This window comes from Fluviicola sp. (genome assembly GCF_030151805.1).
Taxonomy (GTDB): domain Bacteria; phylum Bacteroidota; class Bacteroidia; order Flavobacteriales_D; family Crocinitomicaceae; genus Fluviicola.
On record NZ_JASLCN010000124.1, the window covers coordinates 1 to 4,888 of the forward strand.

A 4,888-nucleotide genomic window follows, 5' to 3' on the forward strand; every position below is an offset into this window, starting at 1 on the left:
GTTTCGGGAGCCGTTCCAGTTCTACCGGGTTCTGCCAGTCAACTTTTCCATTAGCCTGTGGAACTCCCTGGAATAATTTCATCCCGTTTTTTACCTCATCCGCAGGAACCTGGATGTATGCTCCTTCCCTGCTCAATTCGAGTTTCTTTCCATCAGGAGTAAAGGCATTTAAGCTGAACATTCCTTGTGTTTCCAGCAAGCGATCACCCGACATCGTACTCAATCCGGCTTTCACAATTTCCGAAGGATTCTGAACTTCCTGCCACTGAACCACTGCTTCGCCTTTGTAAGGTTTCCCATTCAATAAGAACGATTTATCCGTTAAACTCAAGAGAACTCCACTTTCTGACAGAAATACGTCCGATTCTCCGGTAAACTGGAAATACTGTGGATCAATGTTGTCGAAAGCCAGGTACTGATTCAACTTTTCAATCATGGATTTCTCCATCAACGCCGGTTGTTCCTTTTCTGATTGCTTCATTTGTGTTGCAATCACATAAATGGCTGTTGCCAAAGCTCCGGCAAGGATCAACGCAATTCCGCTATTTACCAGGATTTTTTTCAGATGAAACCATTTCCCCGATTGTTTCACCAGAGTGCGCAACGAGTTTCGTTGAATCAGTTCCCTCGTCAGTTTGTGCAGTTCAAATTCAGCTTGAAGCTCTGCATTCCGTTCCAGTTCGGTTTCGAAAGCAGCTTTTCCTTCTGCTGAAAGCTCGTTATTCAAATAACGCTCAATCAATTGATTCCAATTCGCTCCCATGACCTAAACGCTTGTTGATTCGACCTGTAACTGAGCTTCCTGAACCAGGTCTTTGGCCTTTTGAATGCAGCGGTATTTCTGCGCTTTGGCTACTTTGTCATTGCGGAAATCCAGTTTTTTCGCAATTTCGACCATATTCCAGCCCAAGCCGTAAAACAGGTGCAGGATTTCCTTGCATTGCTTCCCAATCTTCGAAAGAGCAGTTTCAAGTTGCTTGTATTGCAATTCTTTTTCCATCCAGGAATCCGGGATTTCTTCCAAATCAAATTCCAGTGAGCTTGCACCCTGCTTTTGTGTTTTTCTGGCAACATTGTACCAAAGCAGTTTACAGGTTTGTTTGATAAAATGAATCGGCGCCAGTTGAAAATCGAAATCAGGATCGTTTTTCTTTCTCAAATAGATGATCAATGACTCCTGGAAAATGTCTTCTGCGGTCAATCCGTCACAACCAAAAGAGCGAAGCAGGCGTTTCACCTCCGGGAAGTATTTGTAGAGAACTACGAGTTCTTTCTGCACTTCCTGAGGATTATAAAAAGGTTTCTCCATTGCTGATTTTAACGGTTGTGTTGAGAAAAGTGAAAGGTAAACAAAAGTTGGAGGAAATTTTGAAAGAGTTCTTTTTTCCGGGGTAATATTCGTTACTCCCCGGGAGGGAGACCGAGGGGAGGACAAACAAATTTTATCCATTCAACACCTGATTATTTTCCTGATTTTTACTACTTTTACGCTCCCCTGTTGAAACAACAATTCAAACTCATTGATTTTATCAAAACATTCATTCATCAGGCTAAAAACATCAATTTTACAGTTACATGAAAATTCTCGTCTCTTATTTAAAACGTTACAAAGGACTTGTGATCCTTTCCATGATACTAGCCAGTATCAATATGGTTTTCTCCTTATTCGATCCTTACATCTTCGGAAGAATTCTCGACAAATTCACCACTCAAAAAGAAAACTTCACTCAGAAAGAGTTTTTAATCGGGGTAGGTTCTTTCCTTGGATTGGCCATTGGAGCAGCCATGATCAGCCGCATTGCAAAAGCCTTCCAGGATTATACCGTGAATCTCGTTATCCAAAAAGTGGGTGCAGACATTTATACAGATGGTTTAAAACACACGCTCCAGGTCCCATTCAGTGAATTCGAGGACAAACGCAGTGGTGAAACCCTGAATATCCTTCAAAAAGTTCGTCTCGACAACGAGAAGTTCATCATGAATTTTGTAAATATCTTATTTACATCCTTGGTCGGGTTGGTGTTCGTAATTGTGTACGCTACAAGCGTTCATCCGGGATTGATCCCGGTTTATTTGGGTTCTGCATTACTTCTGAGTTTCATCACGAACAAATTGTCCAAACGCATTAAGAAAGTGCAAACGACCATTGTGAAGGAAACCAATCAATTGGCAGGAAGTACCACCGAAAGTTTACGCAACATTGAGCTGGTAAAGAGTTTGGGATTAGCAACTCAGGAAACAGAGCGTTTGAACGACACAACACGCAAGATTCTGTTATTGGAATTGAAAAAAGTGCGCCAAATCCGGAGTATTTCTTTTATCCAGGGAACTTTTGTGAACCTGATGCGCCAATCCATCATGTTCTTCCTGATGTATTTACTCTACGGAGATGTTTTGACTGTGGGTCAGATCATTTCATTGAATTTCTATTCGTTTTTCATTTTCGGGCCGTTGCAGGAAGTCGGAAACGTAATTATTTCTTATCGTGAAGCTGAAGCTTCTTTGAACAATTTTGAGCAGATCATCAATACGCCGATCGAGAAAAAACCGGCTCATCCGCGTAAATTGAATGCAATCGAGAAATTGGCTTTCCACAACGTAGGATTCCGTCACAAAAGTGCTTCTTATGATGCTCTGAGCAATATTTCCTTTGAAGTAAACAAAGGAGAAACCATTGCGTTTGTAGGTCCGAGCGGTTCGGGGAAAAGTACCTTGGTAAAATTGCTGGTTGGTTTATACACTACCCCAAGCGGAGAGATTTCCTACAACGGAGTAAGCAGCTCAGAAATCGACAAGGAAGAATTGCAGCAGCAATTAGGTTTTGTAACTCAGGACACACAGCTTTTTTCAGGAACAATCCGGGAGAATTTGCTCTTCGTAAAACCAAACGCAAGCGAAGAAGAGATCAATTTGGCTTTGGAAAAAGCTTCCTGTACCAACCTGATTGCGCGCAGTGAAAATGGTGTTGACACCGTTATCGGTGAAGGCGGAATGAAGCTGAGCGGTGGTGAAAAACAGCGTTTGTCCATTGCCCGTGCGTTGCTGCGTCACCCGCGATTAATGGTTTTCGACGAGGCAACTTCTGCTTTGGATTCCCTTACGGAAGAAGCAATCTCCAATACAATCCGTGAAATTACAGACCAAAAAGAACACATCACCGTTTTGATTGCTCACCGTTTATCGACCATTATGCACGCAGACCGCATTTTCGTTCTGGAAAAAGGCGTCATCATCGAAACCGGAAAACACAGCGAGTTGCTGGATGAAAAAGGCTTGTATTACGCGATGTGGAGACAACAGATCGGTGAACGGAGAGAGGTTTTTTCAGAGTAAATAATACCTGTCTCTGACTTGAAATAATAACTCTTCCAATTTTTCCAAATCCGGTTCTTGCGGAAGAGTACTTTTTTCAAACAGTTCTTCAATTTTCAGCACCTGATCTTCTGCCTGCTTTAGTAATTCTTCGTATTCAAATCTCCCTTCGCGGATACTCATCAGGAAGTCACGATCAGGCCTTTTCACATGTAATACGCCTTCACGGGCAATTTCTTCTGCCATGTTTAACAAGCGGAATGTATGCATCATGTTTTTAGCATCGTAGTTTTTTCCGTGAGAAACAGTACTTTGATATCTGCTTTCATTGCGTTTTTCAATCCATTCCCAATATTGCGCGTATTCACGGCAATGAATCGAATAGGCATCTTTGTTAAAACTCATTAAGGTCAATGGCTCAATTCCTTTCGGGATCGAACTGACCGATACATCATTCGAATCTGTTCCGGAAAAAATTCCCTTTAACGATAGATCCGGAGATTGTGACTGATGAAAAAGGGCATACATATCACGCATGTGTGTCAGCTTCACCAACCCACAATCTGTTTGTTTCAATTGATTGTCGAACAGCCATTTCCGAAGCGGAGACACACTCAGACCTGAAATAACATAGCAAAAATCAACGATTTCTTTACGTTCCGGTTCCATCGGGTTGCTGATCTTTTTCTTCAGACCCCTCGCCTTTTTGACCTGAGATTGCGCGTATCCTGCAAAAGTTTGACAACACATTTTTGACAGAAAATCCGAGACTTTAAGCTGTTCAAGTAAGGGGTGTTTGTAAAGCACACAATCACCCTGAGTAGCCAGTAATTCAAGAATTGTCGGGTTATTCTTCCCAAGAAGCTCAACTACTTTCTTCCATTCATAATAAACAATGTCATTGGTTTCATTGTTGATCTGCTCCTGATGACTTAAGTTAAAATATTCTCTTTTCGGTGAAATAAAAATTCCTTTATAATCCGTATCGGATTGGGGCGTTTGAAGTCCATACGCCCTACTTCCGCTAATACATTTCAGCAGCAAAAATTCATTTTCTTCATGCAATTGTTGCAATCTTATCATTACAAATCATTTAGAACGGTTAGAAAAGCCCCATCCAGATCCACCGATTTTTGTTTTCTTCCTTTGAGATTTGACGATTCCCTTTCAGCTCTCTCAAATTGTTCCCGGATAAATGCATTGATTTCAGCTTCTTTCGAATGCAGATAACTTTCATTTTTCCCCGATTTCAATTCGATTAACTCATAGATTCTTGCTCTTAATGTGGCAGGTATCTCCAGTTCATCCAGCATTTTTTGGAAAACAATCGGTGGTATGGTGTCTTTATCTAAAATCCATTTACAAGCAAAAGAAGCCCTCAATGCATAAAACAGTTTCTTCAGTTTCACCTCATCCTGGCCATCCATATCTTCAAAACTTTTCTTTCCCATATTCAAGTAATGATACATGGTAGCGACCGGAGAAAAACAAGCATCTGCAAGAGGCTGCATGATTTCCAGAAAACCAGGCTCAACATAATAAACAATCGGTGATTGTAAGCGTTCTAAAAGTGCCC

The 4,888-nt window shown here is 41.4% G+C and carries 5 protein-coding genes; 1 reads left to right on the plus strand and 4 read right to left on the minus strand.

Annotated elements, in window-relative coordinates; translation table 11 throughout:
- Both Q1V93_RS04785 and Q1V93_RS04790 read right to left on the minus strand, forming a co-directional pair.
- Window positions 1-763, minus strand: a 763-nt coding sequence (locus tag Q1V93_RS04785) for a hypothetical protein (protein WP_300662203.1), incomplete at its 3' end; no start/stop codon positions are given.
- Between the two features lie 3 nt (window positions 764-766).
- Window positions 767-1,309, minus strand: coding sequence for a sigma-70 family RNA polymerase sigma factor (locus Q1V93_RS04790; protein WP_300662206.1), 543 nt, complete (start codon window positions 1,307-1,309; stop codon window positions 767-769).
- Window positions 1,310-1,575: 266 nt separating this feature from the next.
- On the opposite strand from Q1V93_RS04790, the gene Q1V93_RS04795 reads away from it, so the two are divergent.
- Window positions 1,576-3,333, plus strand: a complete 1,758-nt coding sequence (locus tag Q1V93_RS04795) for an ABC transporter ATP-binding protein (protein ID WP_300662209.1) — start codon at window positions 1,576-1,578, stop codon at window positions 3,331-3,333.
- Here the strand turns inward: Q1V93_RS04795 and Q1V93_RS04800 are convergent.
- Together Q1V93_RS04800 and Q1V93_RS04805 are read right to left on the minus strand one after the other, a co-directional pair.
- On the minus strand, window positions 3,325-4,395 hold the full coding sequence (locus Q1V93_RS04800) for a nucleotidyltransferase domain-containing protein (protein ID WP_300662213.1): 1,071 nt from the start codon (window positions 4,393-4,395) through the stop codon (window positions 3,325-3,327). The two genes, Q1V93_RS04795 and Q1V93_RS04800, sit on opposite strands and share 9 nt — an antisense overlap.
- A partial coding sequence (locus tag Q1V93_RS04805; RefSeq protein ID WP_300662215.1) for a nucleotidyltransferase domain-containing protein occupies window positions 4,395-4,888 on the minus strand: 494 nt, incomplete at its 5' end. The genes Q1V93_RS04805 and Q1V93_RS04800, both read right to left, overlap by 1 nt.

Bases quoted from the DNA above. Each gene is read 5' to 3' on its own strand.
- Q1V93_RS04795 (WP_300662209.1), top strand. From the start codon at position 1,576: ATGAAAATTCTCGTCTCTTATTTAAAACGTTACAAAGGACTTGTGATC.
- Q1V93_RS04790 (WP_300662206.1), bottom strand. From the start codon at position 1,309: ATGGAGAAACCTTTTTATAATCCTCAGGAAGTGCAGAAAGAACTCGTA.
- Q1V93_RS04800 (WP_300662213.1), bottom strand. From the start codon at position 4,395: ATGATAAGATTGCAACAATTGCATGAAGAAAATGAATTTTTGCTGCTG.